Genomic DNA, 2,223 nt, shown 5'->3' with positions numbered 1-2,223 from the left:
GAGTCGAACCGCTGTCTCTGGGTCCAGGGCCCAGAAGGATTGCCACTACCCTACGGGACTATACACTTATTTTTGGAAATCAACATATATAAATTAAATGTAGTGAGAAAAGAAATGTATTACAACTTATTGTGAGTTTTCTGACTAATTCAATATTAATTAATATTATTCAACTTTTTTAATTTATATATGAATAGCTATTTTAATTGATTCAATATCATCAAGGCTTTTTTATCTTGAGACATGCTCATAATTGAATAGCTGCATTGAAATTATCCCTACTTATCGAAAATTCTTAAAAATTATCTTAAAAAAAAAAACATGTGAAAATAACCCTATTATCAAATAAATAGGGCCATTAATCACATGGAATATTTTGTCATACATTTTCTTTTATTTGAAAAATCTTTTTTGTGAAAAAAGGATTATTACAAATAAAAAAGGCATATGTCCCACCCGCCTGCCCTAAAATAATGAAATATATTCCATTATAACCTGTTTAAACCTATGACATAATTATTTGAAGATGCACATTGTTTCGTCCTTATTCATGTCATGATAAAATTCAACCTCATTATCATCAAAATCTATAACCTGCACCATAGAATATATATCCTCAGTTAAATTAGGATTTATATCTTTCAGAATATTCTGATAGTCAAATAGCATATCCCGATTGAATTCTATTTTTTTCTCGTTTTCAAATAATGCTCCGTAATATATCTCTGCTTCCACCAAATCCTGGAACATATGGCTTCCAAAAGATAATTCCGGCATATAACCGACTTCACTATAAGCTTCCTCTAGAATTGCAGAGAAATGACTAATGTCTGCAAACACCACAGGAATGCCTAATTCAGGAGATGACGTACCGATTCTTCCAGGAACGATTAACATGGCAGTCTTATCATTATTTCTACAATAAGCATTTACCTCACTGATAACACGAGATATTGAACTTTTTTGAGCATATGGATATTCATAATACATATGCGGATCAACATAGCATATTGTATCAATTTTATTCTTTCGTGACATTCCCATGGAAGATTCCTTAATATGGAAGAAAACGTTTTTATCTTCAGGCATTTCAATATCCTCATTGTTTGTTGAAACCTGAAGAGGGCGACATTGCAATAAGTTTATATTAAAGGAATTGTCTTCTCCAAAATTAACTGTATATTCAATGTCAACCGGATAGTCATATGCAGTTTCCAGTGTATTCAGAATTTCTTTCATCTCACGAATAAACTCATGATTTTTTACAATCCCTTCACAGTTAACAAATACTATCTCACGGCGTTGCCCGCGTTCACGAAACATTCTCTCTGCATCACGGTCGTGTTCTATTAAAACTTTTTTTGCATATTTTGGAATAACATCCAAACCTTCATCAATAGAAATATCATGCAAACAAACATTTTTCAAATCGATTACATCAAGATAATGTTGAGAATACCTATGCTTTTCCTTCATATCCTTCATCATAGTCAGTTCAGGCTTATCAAGATTGATAATTCTAGGATAATCCTTTTTTGTTCTGTCAACAGCTTTTGTTCCAAGACCCATTACAAGTCTTAGCATGCCTTTAGTATTGTCCATATCCGGAAGCGGAGAATATGGGCTGTATGAAAATCCTACACCTGCAGCGGTCGGGAAGAAATAATCATCATAATAAGAGCCTGAAACTCTTTGAACTAAAAGAGCCATCTGTTCATCAGCATCATCCAAACCGTTTAATTTCCTATATTCCAAAGCGGAAACATTCATTGTACTTGAATATACAACTTTTACCGCTTCTTCAAAAGCGACCAAACGTTCTTCAAGACTTCCTCTATTTACACAGAACACTGATTCATATTTCCCGGCAAATGCATTGCCATATCCGTCTTCAAGAAAACTGCTGGACCTGACAATTATCGGGTTTTGTCCGAAATAATCCAAGATATGTATAAATTCTTTTTTAATCTGGTCTGAAAAGGTACCTTTTTTAAGAGCTTCCTCCAACTCCTTACCATATTTGTAATATCCGTCTTTAGTTCTCTGTTTTACGCGAAGATCCCATAAGTCATTTGAAACAATGTATGTGTAAAATAAATCCGAACCTATGTAAAACGAATCGTCGGGTTCGAAATTATCATACAATTCAGGGCGGTCTTTTTCAATAATTTTTCTTGCAAGCAGCATTCCGCAGGTTTTACCCCCTACCAAACCACTGCCTAC

At 33.7% G+C, this 2,223-nt stretch carries 1 protein-coding gene; it reads right to left on the bottom strand.

Annotated features, from left to right (window positions below; genetic code table 11):
• Nucleotides 1–516: 516 nt before the first annotated feature.
• Nucleotides 517–2,223: PEP/pyruvate-binding domain-containing protein (locus tag ACJMLZ_RS06670; protein WP_405304770.1), on the bottom strand; the 1,707-nt coding region annotated here is incomplete at its 5' end.

This window comes from Methanobrevibacter sp. (assembly GCF_045126245.1).
Lineage (GTDB): Archaea > Methanobacteriota > Methanobacteria > Methanobacteriales > Methanobacteriaceae > Methanocatella.
Note: the sequence above shows the minus strand (reverse complement) of the source record. Positions and strands in the feature narration are given on the sequence as shown.